The 18,422-nt window shown below is 68.4% G+C and carries 12 protein-coding genes and 3 pseudogenes; 10 read left to right on the top strand and 5 right to left on the bottom strand.

Annotated elements, in window-relative coordinates:
- Window positions 1-4 precede the first annotated feature (4 nt).
- A pseudogene (locus ACIBB8_RS09250) lies at window positions 5-232 on the top strand (IS1380 family transposase); the annotation flags it as partial.
- A gap of 214 nt (window positions 233-446) precedes the next feature.
- Here ACIBB8_RS09250 and ACIBB8_RS09245 read toward each other — a convergent pair.
- The gene (locus ACIBB8_RS09245) at window positions 447-1,007 is read right to left on the bottom strand and encodes a hypothetical protein (protein WP_398950122.1); all 561 of its coding nucleotides are present in this window, start codon (window positions 1,005-1,007) and stop codon (window positions 447-449) included.
- Window positions 1,008-1,614: 607 nt separating this feature from the next.
- Here ACIBB8_RS09245 and ACIBB8_RS09240 point away from each other — a divergent pair.
- From ACIBB8_RS09240 to ACIBB8_RS09230, 3 genes and pseudogenes are all read left to right on the top strand, one after another.
- Entirely contained in the window at window positions 1,615-2,082 is a 468-nt protein-coding gene (locus ACIBB8_RS09240) for an SsgA family sporulation/cell division regulator (protein WP_398950022.1), read from the top strand.
- A 462-nt stretch (window positions 2,083-2,544) separates the two neighbouring features.
- Window positions 2,545-2,710: pseudogene (locus ACIBB8_RS09235) on the top strand (DNA starvation/stationary phase protection protein); the annotation flags it as partial.
- Window positions 2,711-2,877: 167 nt separating this feature from the next.
- Window positions 2,878-4,242: an epoxide hydrolase family protein gene (locus tag ACIBB8_RS09230; protein WP_398950020.1), complete on the top strand. Its 1,365-nt coding sequence runs from the start codon at window positions 2,878-2,880 to the stop codon at window positions 4,240-4,242.
- Between the two features lie 583 nt (window positions 4,243-4,825).
- Here the strand turns inward: ACIBB8_RS09230 and ACIBB8_RS09225 are convergent.
- The gene (locus ACIBB8_RS09225) at window positions 4,826-7,603 is read right to left on the bottom strand and encodes an ATP-binding protein (RefSeq protein WP_398950018.1); all 2,778 of its coding nucleotides are present in this window, start codon (window positions 7,601-7,603) and stop codon (window positions 4,826-4,828) included.
- Window positions 7,604-7,637: 34 nt separating this feature from the next.
- On the opposite strand from ACIBB8_RS09225, the pseudogene ACIBB8_RS09220 reads away from it, so the two are divergent.
- Window positions 7,638-8,033: pseudogene (locus ACIBB8_RS09220) on the top strand (transposase family protein); the annotation flags it as partial.
- A 37-nt stretch (window positions 8,034-8,070) separates the two neighbouring features.
- Here ACIBB8_RS09220 and ACIBB8_RS09215 read toward each other — a convergent pair.
- A complete protein-coding gene (locus ACIBB8_RS09215) occupies window positions 8,071-8,694 on the bottom strand; it encodes a DJ-1/PfpI family protein (RefSeq protein ID WP_398950016.1) in 624 nt (207 codons plus the stop codon).
- Between the two features lie 88 nt (window positions 8,695-8,782).
- Between ACIBB8_RS09215 and ACIBB8_RS09210 the strand changes: the two genes are divergently transcribed.
- On the top strand, window positions 8,783-10,120 hold the full coding sequence (locus tag ACIBB8_RS09210) for a PLP-dependent aminotransferase family protein (protein ID WP_398950120.1): 1,338 nt from the start codon (window positions 8,783-8,785) through the stop codon (window positions 10,118-10,120).
- A 601-nt stretch (window positions 10,121-10,721) separates the two neighbouring features.
- Here ACIBB8_RS09210 and ACIBB8_RS09205 read toward each other — a convergent pair.
- Both ACIBB8_RS09205 and ACIBB8_RS09200 read right to left on the bottom strand, forming a co-directional pair.
- Entirely contained in the window at window positions 10,722-11,069 is a 348-nt protein-coding gene (locus tag ACIBB8_RS09205) for an alpha/beta fold hydrolase (protein ID WP_398950014.1), read from the bottom strand.
- A gap of 34 nt (window positions 11,070-11,103) precedes the next feature.
- On the bottom strand, window positions 11,104-11,568 hold the full coding sequence (locus ACIBB8_RS09200) for an alpha/beta fold hydrolase (protein ID WP_398950012.1): 465 nt from the start codon (window positions 11,566-11,568) through the stop codon (window positions 11,104-11,106).
- Between the two features lie 386 nt (window positions 11,569-11,954).
- On the opposite strand from ACIBB8_RS09200, the gene ACIBB8_RS09195 reads away from it, so the two are divergent.
- The 4 genes from ACIBB8_RS09195 (at window position 11,955) to ACIBB8_RS09180 (ending at window position 18,417) form a co-directional block, all read left to right on the top strand.
- Entirely contained in the window at window positions 11,955-14,813 is a 2,859-nt protein-coding gene (locus tag ACIBB8_RS09195) for an AAA family ATPase (RefSeq protein WP_398950010.1), read from the top strand.
- Between the two features lie 107 nt (window positions 14,814-14,920).
- Window positions 14,921-16,099: an FAD-dependent oxidoreductase gene (locus tag ACIBB8_RS09190; RefSeq protein ID WP_398950008.1), complete on the top strand. Its 1,179-nt coding sequence runs from the start codon at window positions 14,921-14,923 to the stop codon at window positions 16,097-16,099.
- 105 nt (window positions 16,100-16,204) lie between these two features.
- Window positions 16,205-16,816 carry a VOC family protein gene (locus ACIBB8_RS09185; RefSeq protein ID WP_398950006.1) on the top strand — a complete coding sequence of 204 codons (612 nt, stop codon included), beginning with the start codon at window positions 16,205-16,207 and terminating at the stop codon, window positions 16,814-16,816.
- Window positions 16,817-17,154: 338 nt separating this feature from the next.
- Window positions 17,155-18,417 carry an alpha/beta fold hydrolase gene (locus tag ACIBB8_RS09180; protein ID WP_398950118.1) on the top strand — a complete coding sequence of 421 codons (1,263 nt, stop codon included), beginning with the start codon at window positions 17,155-17,157 and terminating at the stop codon, window positions 18,415-18,417.
- Window positions 18,418-18,422 lie beyond the last annotated feature (5 nt).

Below are 18,422 nucleotides of genomic sequence, written 5' to 3'. Positions count from 1 at the left end.
ACGCGCATGCGTCGGTGAACTCGGCGGCGACCGCCTGATCGGCTGGCCCAGAGGGATGCGGCTGGTTATCCGCAAAGAACGCCCTCACCCCGGCGCCCAGTTGCGCTTCACCGACGCCGACGGCATACGGCTGACCTGCTTCGCCACCAACACCAAGAACTTCCTGGTCGCCGCAGTCGAACTGAGCCACCGCCAGCGCGCGAGGGCCGAGGACCGCGTCCGCGCCGCCCGCCACAGGACTCCTGGCTGAGGCCCGGCAGGACGGCGGGCCCACCCTCGCGGGCGAATCTCGTGCAAAGCGCGAGTCCGATGCCGCTCGAGCCAGCCCCGACGACGCCCACCTTGTCCTTAAGGCTCATCGCTCCCCACGTAGTCGCAGGGTTACGCTAAGGAAACGATCCACTTGTTCGCCCCAGTGAAGAACACTGGGCGCGCCGCCGATGTCACTAGTGCTCCAGCAGTAATTTGACGCTTCCCCTGTTCAGGGGTGGTTTGGGTGAGTGTGGCGGGCTGGCTGGCGGCCCTTGTTCTTTCTCCCGGTCCGCTCCTCGATCGTGTGCAACCGACGCTGATAGTGGCAGCGGTCCAGGCGGCGTCCCGCCGTGATCGACGAGCGTGCAGTTGGGACGGGGAACAACGGACTCGCACGTGTCCATGAGTGCGCGGGGCGCGCCGATCTCCCAGAACCACCAGTTGCCGGACTCGCCGCGGGACGGGTTGTACCCGACGGTGTTGAGGAAGCGCAGCGCGTCGAGGAGCCCGTCGCGCACGGCCGTGTCACCGGTGAGCGAGGTGCCCGGGGTGGCCCATGCCGTGGCGACGGTGCGCAGCCGCGTGTAGCTCTGGCCGAACATGCCGGAGTCGGTGGCGGGGGACAGGTCGGCCCACAGGGCCTTGCGGCCGGTGGAGGTGTCGAGCTTGCCCCACCAGCCGGTGGCCTGGGTGTCCAGGGCGGTCAGTGCGGTGGCGAAGTCGCGGTCGGCAGGGTCGAAGGCGCCGCCGGTCAGTTGCTCCAGGGCCCGTGCGAGCAGCGGCTCGTACGGATCGTCGGCCGCCGCCGCGGCAGTGGCGGAGCCGCCGGTGAGTGGGACGAGTGCGGTGGCCGCGCCCGCTCCGGCGAGCGCGAGGGTCTGGCGTCTGTCAGTTCCATGCGATCCGGCTGTTCCTGCCCTGCTCCGCAGGAGTCCGATTCCTCCCCGGCCTGCAGACAGCGTTGCCTCGGAGGCGCCCGGTGAAGAGACATTGTCCGCTCACCACCCCGCTCTTGTAGGGGTACCACTTGGGGCCGGAGGAGCCCAGGCGATCCTCCGCGGTCAGCGGGGACTCGGCGTGGTGCTTGCAGCATCTGGATCGCGTGCTGAACCTGCGTTCCTGGGGGCGAGCCAGGAGGGTTCGGTTGGTGCCTTCGCGGACAGAACGTGCTGGTAGGTGGGCGCGGTGGTATTTCATGAGGCTCATCACAGGGCAGGTACCCGTCACCGTCGGCCGACAGCCGGGCACGGCCATGACTTCCGGCTACCGAGTCGCAGGGACGGTCAGATGACCGATTCACCGGAAGGCCTGTATGGACGAAAGTCCAGGGCATCGGCCTCGCCCCACGAAAGGAACCCTGCCATGAGTGGCGAACAGTCCGGCCTTCGCGTCGGTCAGACGGCGCCCGAGGAGATGCCCCCGCTCTGTCTCGTCGTCCGGCATGTGGTGGACGGATTCTCGTGCCACCCTGTCCATGCGGAATTCCGGTTCGGTTCCGACACCCCCATGGTGGTGTCCCTCACCTTCAGCCCCTGGTTCGGCCCGAGTGTGACCTGGCGCATCGGCCGTGAGCTGCTTCTCCGCGGTCTGTACGAGAAGGCCGGCGAAGGCGACGTACGGGTGTGGCCCACGCAGGGCGGCGAAGGCGACACGGCTCGCTTGCTGCTCAAGTCAGGGGGCGCGAGAGCAGTCTTCGAGCTCCCCATTTCGGTCGTCGGGGTTTGGCTCACCGCCACATACCAGATCGTGCCGGCGATGGCCGAGACAGGCGCGTTGGATTGGGATGCGTTTCTGTCCGACCTGCTCGACCCTGAAATACCGACCGACTGAACCTCGTCCAGCGGAGGCAGTGATGACGTCCTGCGGGAGTCGGCGGGCCGGCCCTGCGTGGCCGTAGTTTCCAACAACGCCCGGTATTTCAGGACGTAGGTCCAGGGGCGAGTGGGCCCACGACGGGCGAGACCGACGGCTGTCAGTGCGGGCCATGCGAGGTACCTGTACTTCCTGAGCGTCCAAGGAGGTTAGCCAATGTGTCTTTGATTGAGACCACACACATGTGCGCGGTGAAGAATCCGGGGCCAGCGCAAGCTCGGAACCCGGGCGAGACATGCTTCTCCGAGTTCCGCCTAGGAGAACGCCCCCTGCAATGCGCAGGCGGGGGCGACTGGTGGGCCTCCCACAGTCAATTGACCGATGCGCCCTAGCCGGCGACAGGCGATAGTGAGGCATCGTCACACCCGGGAAGATTCCCACTGTTATGACCGTGGTTCAACAGTGCGCTGCGCGACGAGGGCCGAGCAGGTGCACTGGAACCGGTACTGCCCTCGATTTCACTCCGTCCGCTGACGAACTGGTCACCACCGTACGGGACTTCGCCGACACGGTCGCCGAACGCGCCGCGGCGCTGGGTGTCAGTCCCGAAGGGCGGGCCAGCACCGTCGCTGGTACCGCCGGTGTGCCCGCATTCCTGGCCGGCAGAGCTGGATGTTCCAGGCAGGGAAAAGACCTGAGCTGACCAGTTATAGGCATAAGCCACACGGCATGCCGGCTGCTTTCGACGACCTGCCAGGAACGGCTCGGCCGTCAGTTGCCGACTCGTCACCACCAAGAAAAGGAGTTCAACATATGAACACAACCGGAGATGCGACTCCCACCCCAGGCCGTCGCGGGTTCCTGGGTCTCGCCGCCGCAGGTGCTGTCGCCGCCACTCAACTCGCCTTGCCCGGCCGGGCGCAGGCGGCGGCAGGCGGATCGGCATCGGCGGGTCACACGTCGGTGACGGGCGCCTCCACCGGCGCCGCCCAGCCGGCCCAGGGAGTGCGCCCCTACCGCATCAGGGTTCCGCAGAGGGACATCAATGACCTCCGGCAGCGGCTGCGGACGACACGCTGGCCCGAGCGCGAGACGGTCAGTGACCGCTCCCAGGGCGCCCAGCTGGCGAAGCTTCGCCCGCTCGTCGAGTACTGGGGGACCGGATACAACTGGCGCAAGGTCGAAGCCAGGCTCAACTCCCTGCCGCAGTTCATCACCGAGATCGACGGGGTGGACATCCAGTTCGCCCACATCCGCTCGCCGCATCCCGACGCAATGCCGATGGTCATGACGCACGGCTGGCCGGGCTCGATCATCGAGCTCCTGAAGGTCATCGACCCGCTCACGAACCCGACGGCCCACGGCGGGCGCGCGGAGGACGCCTTTCACCTCGTCCTGCCGACGCTGCCCGGCCACGGATTCTCCGGCAAGCCGAAGTCGACCGGGTGGAACCCCGCCCACATCGCGACCGCCCTCCATCAGCTCATGCTCCGGCTCGGGTACCAGCAGTACGTCTCCCAGGGCGGCGACCACGGCGCTATCATCGCCCAGATCCAGGCCACGCAACGGCTGGAAGGTCTGCTCGGCATCCACATCAACATGCCGGGAACGGTGCCGCCGGATGTTCTGCGTCACCTGCGCAACTTCGATGCCGCGCCCACGAATCTGTCCGCTCGCGAGAAGGTCGCCTATGACAGGCTGCTGCATTTCTACCGTGACGGTTTCGGCTACGCGGCGATGATGAACGAGAGCCCGCAGACCATCGGTTACGCCCTCACCGACTCACCCCTCGGGATGGCGGCGTACTATTACGACAAGATCGCGGAGTGGACCGATTCCGGCGGCGAGCCCGAGAAGGTCCTCACCTACGACGAGATGCTCGACGCCATCTCCCTGTACTGGCTGACCAATACAGGGGCGTCATCCTCTCGGCTGTACTGGGAAGGCACACAGGCCGGCGGCGGCCCGTTCAACGCGGTCCATATCCCGGACGTCCCGGTGGCGGTTACCGTGTTTCCTGCCGAAATCTATCCCGCGCCGCGGAGCTGGGGCGAGCGGGCCTACGGCAACATCATCCACTGGAACGAAGTCGACAGAGGAGGCCACTTCGCCGCCTGGGAGCAGCCGCAACTGCTGGCCCAGGAGCTGCGCACGGCCTTCAGGTCACTGCGCAGCTGAGAACGCGCCAGGCCAAGGGGCCCGCCTGTCTGCCGCGTCGGCGAGTCCGACAAGGACGCCGGCGCGGCGTACGCCGCATCCCGGCGTGCCGTGTACCAGACGCCGCGAGATCCGGCACGACGGGACCGGCCTTGTGGCATCTCGTTCGGAAGTCCAGTAAGCCAGGCGATTTCCTGCTGAGAGGGGCGCACCCCGACGGGGTGCGCCCCTGCCTGATCCGCCCGGTCGATTCAGTGAGCCGGTCGGAGACCGTCTACTCGTTGATTCCCGGGAGCGTCCGAGGCCGGTCCTCGAAGTACGCGGGGCCGCCCGTCGGTACCGCCACGATCGGACTGGCCCAGCGCCATCCGAGTACCTCGAACACACGCGAGACACTGGAGTTGACCTGCCTGCACGGATAGGCGTCGTGGTCGCCCTCGGTCCGCGAGCGGCCCGATGTCACGGAGCGCGCCAGGTGTTGTCGGACGCCGTCTGGGACCGAACCCAGGCCGGCGTCGATCATCTGCCGGTGGCAGTAGCCCTCCGGCCGGCCGCCGCGGCCCGCCAGCTATCCCGGAACCGGCAGCAGATTCAGAACGGCCAGTCAGTAACTGGGCGGTGTGGAGGGACCATGATGGGGAAACGCGTCTTTCAGCTGTCGCCGAGAGGCGATGCCGAGCTTGGTAAACACCTTTCGCAGGTGCCATTCCACAGTGCGGGTGCTGATGATCAGCTGTGTACCGATCTCTGGGTTCGAGAGGCCGTCTCGGGCGAGTCGTGCAATGAGTGCTTCCTGCTCGGTAAGTTGATCGACGACATCGGCTGTGGGCCGGCGTGCCGTCGCGCCGGTCATCTGGAGTTCGCGGCGAGTCCGGTCGGCGAAACGCTCCATACCCATATCGGCGAACATGTCGTATGCGATCGTCAGTTCGCGGCGCGCATCGACTCGGCGATTCTCGCGTCGCAGCCACTCCCCGTACAGAAGATGGGCGCGGGCAAGCTCGCCATGGACATGTGCCTGGCCGAGGTGCTTGAGTGCCCCAGCGAACTCGCGCTCGGCTGCTTCTCCGTTGCTCAGCAAGGCGCGTGACCGGGACTCGATACCGAGTGCCCAGTCGGTTCGGCAGGCCTGTGCCTTTGCAGTCAGTCGATCGAGGGTCAGCTCAGCCAGATCGGTGTTTCCGGTTCGCACAGCCGACTCGATGAGCTCGGGCATCCCCCAATTGTGGGCCACCATCTCCGTCGGATCCGCGCAGGCGCTGAGGGCGGCCTTGAATGCCTCGTCGTACTGACCCAGGCTGTTGTACAAGACGGCGCGCGCGTACTCGCAGATGGCGACCCCGATTCCTTCACCGCGGGCGCGTGCTTCACCAAGCGTCGCGGCGACCAGTTCCTGGCATTCGCGGACCTGGCCTCGCCACGCGGTAAGGACCAGTGCACCGTACGGCGCCTCGGCGATTCCTGCTGCCTGATGCACAGACCTTGACTCCGCGGCCAGTGAGGCTGCGGTTTCCAACTCTCCGCAGAAGAGGAGGATGGGCGTCCGCGAGCCGAGCGCGAGCGGAAGCTCGGTGAGCGCCCCGGTCTGGCGGGCAAGTTGTAGGTGGCGGTCCGACAGGATGTCTGCGCTGTCGTCGTCCCAGAGCTCCAGAGCGAGTACGCATCCCTGCCACAGCCATCGCGGGTTCTCTCTGGTCGGGCCCGGCTTATTGCGGAGCGCGGTCAAGGCCAGCCGTCCCGAGGCAACGCCCGCGGCGTAGTCGTCGGTGAGTTCGACAAGAGCGTCAAGCAGCAAATCGCCGTGCGTCGGTTCATCTTCTGGTCGGCGAGGAGCAGACCGAGCGGCTCTGGCTACCTCGACGGTGCTGAGGCCCTCGTTCAGTCGGGCTGCGAACTGGGCGGAGGAGAAGGCGTCGAGATAAGTCTGGCGCGCGAGGTTCAGATCCAGCGGCAGCAGGCGCCGAGCTGCATCCAACATCAGAAGCGTCGCATCGTTTCCGCGGCTGGAGGCAAATGACAACTGGGCACGTACCAGGTCCGCCTGGGCCCGCTGCAGCTTGTCGGCCGAGTCGTCAGGGACAACGGAAGCCATGATCCGAGCCTCGTCGAAGTCGCCGGACTGCACGTTGGCGAAGGCGGCCGCCAACGCACGTCGGGCACGCGTGGCCGGGAGCGGAGTCAGCTCGGTTGCTCGGGTCAGAAAGGCGGCGGCCGCTGCAAGTCCGGCCCTGGCTTGAGCCCGGCCGGCCGATTGCTCCAGCTCGGAGGCCACTTCCTCATCGGGCCCGAAGGCGGCACAACCAAGGTGCCAGGCCCGCCGATCCGGGTCGGCCTTCGCATCCGTGGCCTCGGCGAGGGCACGATGTACACGGCGGCGGTCAGCCGCGTCCCCCGCTCGGTAGGCAGCCGTCCGGACAAGCGGGTGCGCGAACTCAACACGGACGCCCATCTGAACCAGCTCGGCATCCACTGCGGGAACAGCGGCCTTCACATCGATGCCAAGGACGTCGGCGGCACGGCGCAACAAGGCAGGGTCGCCAAGGGGTTCTGCGGCGGCCGCGAGGATGAGCAGTTGGGTGTCGGTCGGGAGCAGTTGGAGGCGCCGGACGTAGCTGTTCTGGATTTTGTTGGCCACCGGCTGGCCGACGGGCAGCCTGAATCTACCGGCCAGGTCGGGGCTCCAGGTGCGCGGCAACTCCAAGAGTGCGAGCGGATTACCGCGACTCTCGGCGAGGATCTGGTCGGCGACGGCCGCATCGATCGGGCCTATCACATGGTCGAGCAGTAGTCGGCGTGCGTCGCCCTCGCTGAGTCCACGGACCTCCAGTGCCGGCAAACCAGCCAGCACACCGTCTCCGATGCTGGTGCGCGCTGCGCAAACAAGGGCTACACGCTCGCCCAGCAAGCGCCGGGCTACAAAAGCGAGCAGTTGTGCGGAGGCTTTGTCCAGCCACTGCGCGTCATCGATGATGCAGGCAAGCGGCTGTTTCTCGGCAGCCTGGGCCATCAGCGTCAGTGTGGCAAGTCCGACCAGGAAACGGTCAGGGGCGGGCCCCGTGGTCAGCCCGAACACTGTCGCGAGTGCGTCGCGTTGCGGGGCGGGTAGCTCATCGAGATGGTTGAGCAGGGGGGAACACAGCTGGTGGAGGCCGCTGTATGCCAGATCCGTCTCCGCCTCCACGCCCGCGGCCGATGTGACCCGCCACCCCCGACCGGCTCCCGCGCCGCCGGTGACCTGGTGGCAGAGGTAATTGAGAAGAGTGCTCTTGCCGACGCCTGCCTCGCCACGCAGGACCAGAACGCGACTCTCACCCCTGTGCACGGCAGCCGCAAGATTGTCGAGGATGGCGCACTCCTCACGACGTCCAAGCAACTTGTGCACCACACGACTCCTTACCTCTTCCAAGGGACATCTCGACGCCCGTCACGAGCACCGCCGACACGGGGTATACGTGGAAGTGGTGACCGATCCGGTACAGCTGCTGTGAATCTCGCCGACGCTGCCCGGTCGTGCGCACGGTCTCACCGGGGCCCGAATCTGCCGGATCATCCGGGTCTGCGAGCGCCAGGGCGTCCCTGTCGTCAGCGACCGCGCCTACATGGGAGCCGACCCCTGGGTGACGACACTCCTCAGATGCCCGGGCAGTGACCTCACGCCGACTCAGCAAACCGTCAGCCGAGCGCTGTCCGCAGCACGGGCGCCGATCGAGCGCGGCGTCGCACGACTGAAGTCGTGGCGGATCTTCCGCAGGTCCCGGTGCAGCCCGAATCGAATGACGTTCACCGCCGCGGCCGTCCTCGCCCTGGAATGACACCGCTGAAAGAGCTCACTCCTGGCGACTGGTTGTTTCAGACGAGCGCCGGTGCGGGAGCGGGCAGGTAGGGAGTGATGTTGCGCCAGGCGCGCTCGATGTACTCCTCCTTCTCGCCGACCGGGGCGACATAGCGCAGTGCGCTTTCGGCGGCGTCGTTGCCCTTGAGCCGGGCGATGATCCAGGCGGCGAGGTAGTGAGAGGCCAGGCACCCGCCGGCGGTGGCGATGTTGTCCTTGGCGTAGAAGGGCTGGTTGAGCACCTCGACGCCGGCGGCGACGACCCACGGCTTGGTGGTCAGGTCGGTGCAGGCGGGGATGTCGTCGAGCAGGCCGAGCTTGGCCAGCACGAGCGCGCCGGAGCACTGCGCCGCGATGAGCTGGCGCGAGGGGTCCAGGCCACGCAGGGTGTTCATGATCGCCAGGTTTTCGACGACCTCGCGGGTGGCGATGCCGCTGCCGACGATGACGGCGTCAGCGGCGCACGCCTCCTCAAGGGTGGACATCTGCTCGATGACCACCCCGTTCATCGATGTCACCCTGGGGCTGGGGGCGGCGATGGTGACGCGCCAGTCGTCGGCCTTGATGCGGTTGAGGACACCGAGTGCGATCAGGGAGTCGAGCTCGTTGTAACCCTCGAAGGTGAGAATGGCGATGTGCACGGCGGCTGTCCCTCCGGATGAGTGGGTCCTGACGGTAAGGACCCGCGAACAGGACAGTCAAAGAATTGTTCTGGATACAATTCGGTGTATGGGAGCCCCGCGATACAAAATCCTGGTCGACGCGCTCGCATCCGACATCCGGACAGGCCGGCTCGCCGCAGGGGTGCGGCTACCGACACACCGCGGGCTCGCCGCCCGCGAGGGCATCGCCGTGGTGACCGCGACCCGGGTGTACGCCGAGCTGGAAGCGATGGGCCTCGTGAGCCGGGAACAGGGCCGCGGCACGTTCGTGCGTGACATCGCGGTTCCCGCCGATCACGGCATCGATCTGCAAGTCGTCGCCGCGGATGCGGTCGACCTCAACTTCAACTATCCGTCACTGCCCGGCCAAGCCGATCTCCTGCGGCAGGCCCTGCGCGAGGTGGCCACCTCCGGTGATCTCGACTCGCTGCTGCGCTACCAACCACATCGGGGGCGTCCCCAGGACAGGGCCTCGATCGCACGGCACCTGCGGCGTCGGGGAATCACTCCGGACGCCGATGAGATCCTCATCGTCAGCGGTGCGCAGCACGGCCTAGCCATCACCGTCATGGCCGCGCTCAACGCCGGCGACGTCGTCGCGGTCGATGCGCTCACCTACCCGGGTTTCAAGGTGCTCGCGCAGGCCTTTCATCTCGACCTGGAGCCCATCCCCACAACCACCGACGGGCCGGATCTCGATGCCCTGGAGAAGCTGTGCGCGACCCGCCCCGTGCGCGCGATCTACACCATGCCAACGTTGCACAACCCTCTGGGCTGGGTCATGCCGGCAACTGACCGCAGCCGTCTGATCGAGATCGCTCGGCAGCACGGTCCGCTCATCATTGAAGACGCCGCGTACGCCTACCTGGTCGAGGACCCTCCACCGCCTCTGGCCGCAACAGCGCCGGACATCACCGTCTACGTCTCGGGACTGTCCAAGAACATCGCCACCGGCCTCCGGGTCGGCTTCGTCGTCGCCCCGCCTTCTGCGGTGCCGTCGCTCGAACGCGCGATTCGGGTGACCACCTGGAACACCCCGGCCCTCACCACCGCGATCGCCTGCCGCTGGCTCGACGACGGCACAGTGAGCCACTTGGAAGCACAGAAACGAGATGACGCCAAGGCCCGCCAAGCACTCGCCAGACATGAACTGGCAGGCCTACCACTCATCAGCCACCCCTCGTCCTACTTCACATGGCTGACGCTGCCCGACGACGCACGCGCCGATCGCCTGACCGCCAGCCTCGCGCGTCAGCACATCTCGGTCAGCACCGCGGAGCCCTTCACCACCTCGAAGCACACACCACAGGCGCTCCGCCTCGCTCTCGGCTCGACCGATCCGGACAGTCTCCGGGCGTCGCTGCGCACCGTGCGACGTGTCGTTATCGAGGACGCTTACGCCTGAACTTTCCGCGACCAGCCGATTCCGCCTGCCAAGGAGGTCGTGGACCTTGGCAACGCTGAAAGAGCTCCCTACGTTGTTCAGCGGGAGGCGGTGAGCCCTTCGTATGGTTCACCCACCCAGGGGCGTCGGGTGTGGTTGAAAAAGTTCTGCCTGTTGTGGCTCTCAGTGATTGGCCGCCCGGTGCCCCACGACGACTCGGCTGCCAATGAGGGATCGCGAATGATCGCTCTGTAGGGAATCGACAGCGAGGTCGTCCGTGGGTGGCACCAGCAACACCACCGCACGGAGGCATCACATGACTGCGATCTGGGCCGGCATCGACGCAGGCAAGACCCATCACCACTGCGTCGCGATCGACGAGAGCGGCCGTCGGCTGCCGCGGCCGAGATCGCCAGGGCTTCCTGCACCAGGTGGTCTGCTTGTTCGGAGTCCTCCGTGCCGAATTTCAAACCGGCCGCGGCCAAGGCGCGGTTCCCGCAAGGCACGGATCCGGGCTCATCTCGGCCGCGCGTTCCAGAAATGCCGCGGCCGCCGCCACGTCGCCGTCCAGTATCAATGGGCAGCCGGCCAACCGAGTACCCGACTACCCGGGGCCCTGCCGTCAGTTGGCGAGGAAGTCCAGCAGCACGCCGTTGACCTCGTCGGCGTGGGTCCAGGTCAAGGCGTGCGGCGCGCCCTCGACGGCGGCATAGTCCGCTTTCGGCAGCAGGTCGAGCAGCCGGAGGCTCGTGATCTCCACCGGTAGCACCTGGTCGCAGACGCCATGGACGATCAGGACCGGGATGTCGACCGCGTCGAGATCGAGGCGGAAGTCGGTGATCCATGTCGGGATCGCCGCCGCGCAAGTCCGCGGCGACAGCTCGGAGGCCAGCCGGCGCCAGATCGCGGCGTCGGGCGCGTGCGCCTCGGCGGATGTCGCGGCATCGACACTGTCGTCCGTGGCGAACACGCGGTTGATGAACTGGTCGAGGTAGTCCGCGGGATCACGTCGGGCGTGGGCGAGGGCTGCGTCGAACGACGCAAGTTCGAAACTTGCGGGGTTCTGTTCCGACTGGAGCAGACAGGGGGGGCAGAGGGGCCAGCAACGCGGCCCGTGAAATCCGGTCCGAGCCGTACGCGCCGAGATAGCGGACGATATCGCCGGTCCCCATGCCGTGGCCCACCAGGGCGGCATCGGTGAGTCCGAGTTCGGTGAGCAGTGCGTCGAGGTCGGCGGCGAAGGTGTCGAAGTCGTGGCCAGTCTTGAACGGTGTCGAGCGGCCGAAGCCCCGGCGGTCGTAGGCGATGGTGCGATGGCCCGCTGTCGTCAACGCAGTGATCTGGTGCGTCCAGAGCCGGGAGTCGAGGGGATAGCCGTGGATGAGGACGACCGGTCTCCCCGTTCCGGATTCCTCGTAGTACAGATTGACGGTGTCGCCGTACGCGTGGTCGGCGGTGATGTAGGACATCTGGTCCCTCAGGTGACAGCGGTGGCGGTGGCGGCCGAGGATGGTTCACGGCCCTGACCCAGCCTTCCGGGTCGGCACCCAGGGGGAATCGGTCATTTGACTGTGGCTGTCGTCACTGTGCGGGAACGGGGACCCTCTCCAGGCTGCGGCCTGCTCCCGTCGCGAGGTGACGCCGAGCTTGCCGGACACCTACTGGAGTGCCGAAGGACTCCGTCCCATGCTGGTCAGTGCTGCCCGGGGCTCCCGTTTCGGGCCGCCACCGCCTACCGCCAGCGCAGCTCGGTCACGCGCCAGGGAGCCAGCCAGGGACATCCACGGGTGCCTCCCGGGGGCCCAGCGCCCATCCTGAACTGCGTCAGGAGACGGATAGGAGCGAGTGGTTGGTGATGGGCGGGAATCCAGTGTTGAGCGTTCGGTCGTGGATCGTCGGCCGAAGCGAGGACGTCAGGGTGATCTCCGAGTTCTTCGAGAAAAGCTCCGGGCGGGGTCTGCATGTACTCGGGGACGCCGGGGTGGGCAAGACGACGTTGTTGGACGCGGTGGCGGAGGTGGCGGCGGAGTCGGGGGCGTGGGTGCTGCGGGCCGACGGTGTCGAGTTCGAGGCCGATGTCGCCTATGCGGGCTTGCACCAGATCCTGACGCCACTGCTCGACCGGGCGGGGGAGCTTCCTGCGGAGCATCGGACGGCGCTGGACGTGGCGTTGGGTTTCGGGACGGGGCCGGCTCCGGACCGGCTGTTGGTGGTCAACGCGGTGTTGGCGTTGTTGCGGTTGGCGGCGGTCGATGGTCGGGTGTTGCTGGTGGTGGACGATCTGCCGTGGTTGGACCAGGCCAGCGCGGTGGTGCTGGGGTTCGTGGCGCGCCGGTTGGCGGGGACGCGGATCGGGTTTCTGGCGGCGTCGCGGACCTCCGTGCACGGACCGCTCGACCGCGGTGGCCTTACCGAGTTCGAGCTCGCGCCGCTCGACGTGGACTCGGCGCACCTGCTGCTCGGCGCCCGTATTCCGGGTCTGGCCGCGAAGGTCCGGACCCGGGTGATCACCGAGGCCGAGGGCAACCCGCTGGCGCTGCTGGAACTGCCCGGTCAACTCTCTCGATCGCAGCTGGCCGCCAACGAAGAGCTGCCCACGGTCCTCTCCCTTGGCAAGCGCACTCGTTGCCTCTACGCCTCGCGGGTCAGGGTTCTGCCGGCAGCCGATCGCCGGATGCTGCTGCTCGCCGCACTGGCCCACACCGGGGACCTCGGCGTTCTGTGCCAGGCCGCGGCGCTGATCGAACCCGATCCGGACTCGGACTGGGTCCCGGGACCGGACACGGCCAAGGCGGTCCGGAAGCCGGCCTCGGTGGCTGAGATGCTGAGTCTTCTCGCGGCCGCCGAACGCGACCGGCTGGTCCGCGTCGACACCGTCACCCGGCGGCTGGTCTTCCACCACCCGCTGATCCGGTCGACCGTCGTGGACATCGCAACACTCGCCGAACGCCGCCGGGCCCATCTGGCTCTGGCGGCGGCCTCGGTCGACCGGGCCGAGGTGCGGGCCTGGCACCTTGCCGAGGCCGCCATCGAACCGGACGAGACCGTTGCGAAGCTGCTGCAGGAAGCCGCCCACACGGTGCTGCGGCGCGGCGACACCGTCGGAGCCGTGGCCGGACTGATCCGGGCCGCGGACCTGAGTCCCGACCTGTACGCTCGCAACCGCCGCCTGGTCGAGGCCGCCTACGTCGGCGCCGAGGCCAGCGGGGACATCGCCAAGGCGTCGGACCTGCTGCGGCGCGCGCAGGGCGAGTCGGACATGGCCGCGGAGCTGGGCACCAGCGGTGCCCTGTACGCCGCGGCCGCGGCGGTCTACGTCCTCGTCAACAGCGACGCCTCCGTGGAGACGGTGTACCGCGTGCTGGTCGGCGCGATCCACGCGGCTGGACCCGATTACGACGCCGGCGATCCGGCGCTCATCGACGCACTGCACACCCTTCAGCTGGTCTGTTGGTGGAGCGGCCGCGAGGAGGTATGGGCGCCGTTCTTCGAAGTGATCGACAAGCTGGGGCCGGCTCTGCCGCCGGTCCTGGCCATGGCCGCCCGGAGCTTCCCCGACCCGGCGCGCACCGGGCTGTCCGCCCTGCCGTGGCTCGACGAGCTCCGGACGCTGATGCGCGAGGCCAACGATCCCACCACCCTGGTGCGCGGTGCCACCGCGACCGTCTACCTGGACCGCGTCGGCGAGATCCGCGACCGGCTGTGGGATCTGGTCCACTCCGGCCGGGACGGCGGCGGTCCGCACCGTCGGCATATCGGGTCCCTGATGCACCTCTGCATGGACGACTTCCTGACCGGCGAATGGGAGGAAGGCCAGCAACTCGTCGATGAGGGACTAGCTTTGTGCGCGGCTGGATACCCGTTCTTCGCCTGGTACTTCCAGTTCAACCAGGTGCTCCTGCACGGGGCGCGGGGTGAGGCCGAGGCCGGGAACGCGCTGGCCGAGGAGATGGTGCGCTGGGCGACCCGGCGCGGTGTCGGCGCAGCCGCGGCCTTCGCGCACCAGGCGCATGCTCTGGTCTGCATGGGCAGCGGGGATTACGAGGCGGCCTATACCCACGCCACGGCCCTGGCGCCGGCCGGCACCCTCGCCCCGTACGCCCCGATGACCTTGTGGGGCATCTTCGACCTGGTCGAGGCCGCGATGCGGACCGGACGCCGGCAAGAAGCCCTCGCGCATCTGCAGACCCTGCGAGAGCTGAAGATCGACCAGCTGTCCGACCGGTACGCGATGATCGTCGCCGGCGCGGCCGGACTGGTCGCGAAGGATGAGCAAGCGATCGTCCACTTCCGTGACGCGCTGGCGGTGCCGGGTGCGGACCGCTGGGTCTTTGAAGCGGCGCGGATCCGGCTGGCGCTCGGCGAGCGGCTGCGGCGCATAGCCGCCAGGAGCGAGGCCCGCGAGCCGCTGACAACCGCTCTGAAGAGCTTCACCCGGCTTGGCGCCAAGCCGTGGGTCGAGCGTGCCGCCAAGGAACTGCGCGCCGCTGGCCAGGCCACCGGACCGGTGACCAACCGGGTCCCGCTGACGCCGCAGGAGCTGGAGATCGCTCAGTTGGCGGCAACCGGGATGACGAACAAGCAGATCGGCGAGCGGCTCTACCTGTCGCACCGCACGGTCGGCGCTCACCTGTATCAGGTGTTTCCGAAGCTCGGAATCACGACGCGTACGGCCCTGCACAACGCACTGATGGAGCTGAACGACGGGATGTGACCGCCGCCCGCCGGGGCTGGAATCAGCGTTGTGATGCCGGGCGAGGATGACCCGCACTCACCTCGTCCGAACTACGGGCGTTCTCTCCTGGCGAGGCGAGCGGGTCGGTGACGACCGCCGCCCGGTCGCGGCGCCGCCGCCCCGCACTACCCCGGGCGCGTCCGGACGGTTCGGTGCGGACGCTCACCGCGCGGCACGCGGTCGTCGTCGGCACCGGGTCGGCGCCGTTCGTCCCGGACGTGCCTGGGCTGCGGGCGGCGCGGCCGTGGACCTCGCGGGACGTCACGCACCTGCAGGAGATCCCGCAGCGGGTGGCCGTGCTGGGTGGCGGAGTCGTCGCCTGCGAGGCGGCCACCTGGCTGCGGGGTCTGGGCGTCGAGGAGCTGACGGTCATCGTCCGCGAGGCCGGTCTGCTCGAGCGGCTGGAGCCGTTCGCGAGTGAGCTGGTGGCCGCCGCGCTGGAGGGCAGTGGCGTGCGGCTGATGATGTCCCGGGGCCTCGTCGACGTGCGCCGGGAGGCCGTCGACGACGCCAAGGCCGGGACCCTGGCCGGCATCGGATTCCGGCACGGCGGTCCGGCGACGCTGACCCTCGACGACGGCACCGAGGTGACCGTCGACGAGATCGTCGTGGCGACCGGCCGGGTGCCCCGGACCGACGACATCGGCCTGTCCTACGTCGGCTTGCGCGACGGCGGCTTGCTCGAAGTCGACGACCACCAGGCCGTCAAGGGCGTGGACGGGGAGTGGCTCTACGCCATCGGGGATGTCTGCGGCAAGGCCCGGCTTACCCACATGGGCAAGTACCAGGCCCGGATCGTCGGCGAGGTCATCGCCGCGCGGGCGGGCAGACGCCCGGAGCCGGGCGGGTTCGCCCATGAGCTGAGCGCCGCGCCCGGGCACCGGGCCGTGCCGCAGGTGACGTTCACCGAGCCGGAGGTCGCTTCGGTCGGCCTGACCGAGCGTGCGGCGGTCGCGGCCGGGTACGACGTCGAGACCGTCGAGTACGACATGGCCGCACTCGCCGGCACCTACCTGCTCCGCGACGAATATGTCGGGCGGGCCAAGCTCGTCATCGACCGGGCGGCCGACACCCTGCTCGGGGCGACGTTCGTCGGCAGCGGCGTCGCCGACCTGCTGCACTCCGCGACCGTCGCGGTGGTCGGGTGGGTGCCGCTGACCGCGCTGTGGCACGCCGTCCCGAGCTACCCCACGCCCAGCGAGGTGTGGCTCCGTCTGCTCGAAGAGTTCAACCGCCGGCGCCGGCTCGGCGGAGGCGACCGCTGAGGCGGGACCGAAAAACTTCTGTATCCCCTGTTCGAGGCCTCATCGCCGCTGGGTTCGCGCGCCGCGCGGGCCCTCACTCTCACACTGAAAGCGCAGATCATGGACATGAAACTCGAAGTTGTCGTGGTGCCGGTCGCGGATGTCGACCGGGCGAAGGCTTTCTATACGGGGCTGGGGTGGCGGCTGGACGCCGACATCGCCACCGGCGAGAACTTCCGGGTGGTGCAGGTGACCCCGCCCGGCTCACCCGCATCCGTCATCTTCGGTACGTCGGTCACCTCCCAGACACCGGGCTCGGCCCAGGGGCTCCACCTGATCGTCGACGAGATCAACGCCGCGCACGACGAACTCAAGCGGCTCGGCGCCCGTCCCAGCGACGTGTTCCATGACGCCGGGGGCGTCTTCCACCACGCCGGGACCGATGCCCGGGTGTCCGGACCGGATCCGCAGCGCGGCAGCTACGGCTCGTTCCTGTCGTTCGACGATCCGGACGGCAACGGCTGGGTCCTGCAGGAGGTCACGACCCGGCTCCCGGGGCGGCTCGACCCGTCGGTCACCACCTTCACCTCCGCCTCGGACCTCGCCGCCGCGCTGCGCCGTGCCGTGGCCGCGCATGGGGAACACGAGGCACGTACCGGCGCGCATGACGCGAACTGGCCCGACTGGTACGCCGAATACATGGTGCGCGAGCAGGCAGGCACCGAACTGCCGCAGTGAGCACGCACCTGTAACCGGTTGATCCGAAGCCCGCGTTGCCTGCGTCCTTCCTGCGGCAACCACCGATTGTCGATCGTCTGCCAGGCAGTGGACACACTCGCCTGATCAGCGGAGACGACACATCATGTCGCCCCGCACGGGGCGACCGAAACCGCCGGCGTAGCCGGTACCGGAGGGCCCACTGCCGACACGGCCACGAGTACATGCCGGAGAACGTATCCCTGGGCTCTCGTCGGCAGGTCCGGCAGTCCCGGATCGGGGCAAGGCCCGCTACGTCCACCCCGGCGATGTGACATCTGGTGACAGATGAGAGGCTCAGGCGGGTGAGTGAGACACCGATGAACACCCTGCAATACCGCTTTGACGGGCCAGAAGACGCCCCGGTCCTGATCCTCGGTCCCTCACTGGGTACCACATGGCACATGTGGGACCGGCAGATACCGGAGCTCTCCCAGCACTGGCGGATCTTCCGCTTCGACCTGCCGGGCCACGGCGGCGCCCCCGCCCACCCGGCCACCGCCGTCGGTGAGCTCTCCGACCGGCTGCTGGCCACCCTCGACGGTCTCGGTGTCCAGCGCTTCGGGTACGCGGGCTGCTCCATCGGCGGCGCGATCGGCGCCGACCTCGCGCTGCGCCATCCGCACCGGGTCGCCTCACTGGCCCTGATCGCCGCCTCGCCCCGGTTCGGCAGCGCCGACGAGTTCCGGCAGCGCGGGGTGGTCGTCCGTACCAACGGCCTGGATCCGATCGCCCGCAGCGCGCCCGAACACTGGTTCACCCCCGGCTTCGCCGCCGCCCAGGCTGCGATCGTCGAGTGGGCCGTCCAGATGGTCCGCACCACCGACCCCGGCTGTTACATCGCCGCCTGCGAAGCCCTCGCCACCTTCGACATCCGTACCGAGCTCAGCCGCATCGGCGTCCCGACCCTCGTGCTGGTCGGCGCCGAGGACCGGGTCACCGGGCCCGCCGAGGCCCGGACCCTGGTCGCGGGCATACCGGATGCCCGGCTCGCCCTCGTGCCCGGAGCCTCGCACCTCGCCCCGGTCGAGCAGCCCGCCGCCGTCACCGACCTGCTCGTCACCCACTTCTCGACGAGCTGGCAGGACACCCTCCTCGCCATCCCCGTCCCGAGCACCGGCCCCGCGCTCTCCACCCCCGTACTGCCCATCGCGGAGATCGCCCCCGCCATGGAACAGCCGGAGGCCGTGACCAGCGGCCGCGCCGACCCGTACGAACCGGGCATGAGGGTACGCCGCGAGGTGCTCGGCGACGCCCATGTCGACCGGGTCATGGCCGCCTCCGACGAGTTCACCGGCGAGTTCCAGAAGCTCGTCACGCGGTACGTCTGGGGGGAGACCTGGACCCGCGAGGTCCTGGACCGCCGCACCCGCAGCTGCATCACGCTCACCGCGCTGGTCACCTCAGGCCATCTGGAGAGCCTGGCCGCGCATATCAGGGCAGCCCTGCGCAACGGGCTGACCCCCGCGGAGATCAAGGAGGTGCTGCTGCAGACCGCCGTCTACTGCGGCATACCGGCCGCGGACGCCGCGTTCACGATCGCCCAGACCGTGATTCAGGAAGAAACGCGGCCCCACCCGTAGCAGGA

Source organism: Streptomyces sp. NPDC051286 (assembly GCF_044455345.1).
Classification (GTDB): domain Bacteria; phylum Actinomycetota; class Actinomycetes; order Streptomycetales; family Streptomycetaceae; genus Streptomyces.
This window is presented reverse-complemented; position numbering and strand designations above follow the sequence as displayed.

Excerpts from the sequence above, each read along its gene's own strand:
- ACIBB8_RS09210 (WP_398950120.1), top strand. The coding sequence starts at position 8,783 with ATGGGAGCCCCGCGATACAAAATCCTGGTCGACGCGCTCGCATCCGAC.
- ACIBB8_RS09195 (WP_398950010.1), top strand. The coding sequence starts at position 11,955 with ATGGGCGGGAATCCAGTGTTGAGCGTTCGGTCGTGGATCGTCGGCCGA.
- ACIBB8_RS09180 (WP_398950118.1), top strand. The coding sequence starts at position 17,155 with ATGAACACCCTGCAATACCGCTTTGACGGGCCAGAAGACGCCCCGGTC.
- ACIBB8_RS09230 (WP_398950020.1), top strand. The coding sequence starts at position 2,878 with ATGAACACAACCGGAGATGCGACTCCCACCCCAGGCCGTCGCGGGTTC.
- ACIBB8_RS09240 (WP_398950022.1), top strand. The coding sequence starts at position 1,615 with ATGAGTGGCGAACAGTCCGGCCTTCGCGTCGGTCAGACGGCGCCCGAG.
- ACIBB8_RS09200 (WP_398950012.1), bottom strand. The coding sequence starts at position 11,568 with ATGTCCTACATCACCGCCGACCACGCGTACGGCGACACCGTCAATCTG.
- ACIBB8_RS09185 (WP_398950006.1), top strand. The coding sequence starts at position 16,205 with ATGAAACTCGAAGTTGTCGTGGTGCCGGTCGCGGATGTCGACCGGGCG.